1 pseudogene is annotated in these 210 nt (G+C 51.4%); it reads right to left on the bottom strand.

Features of this window, described 5'->3' with window-relative positions:
* Window positions 1-99: 99 nt before the first annotated feature.
* Window positions 100-210 (bottom strand): annotated as a pseudogene (locus WFH18_RS18690) (IS66 family transposase); the annotation flags it as partial.

The following is a 210-nucleotide window of genomic DNA, read 5'->3' as shown; positions in this document are numbered from 1 at the left end:
TTGTCGAAGGCGCTCTTTATTCAGCCTTCTAGATTCACCCGGTGACACGGGTGGTTCCCGCAGGGGGGAACAACTTCATTAAGCGACTTCGTGTCGCACCTCTACCCAATTATTGCAAATCGGTAGATTGCCATCATCCAAATAGCGGCTTAAAGCTGGCCAACGCTTCAGAGTGTAATTGATCGCCTTGGCGGTGGGAGAACTCGATGG

This window comes from Acinetobacter sp. USHLN143 (assembly GCF_037145695.1).
GTDB lineage: Bacteria > Pseudomonadota > Gammaproteobacteria > Pseudomonadales > Moraxellaceae > Acinetobacter > Acinetobacter fasciculus.
This window is presented reverse-complemented; position numbering and strand designations above follow the sequence as displayed.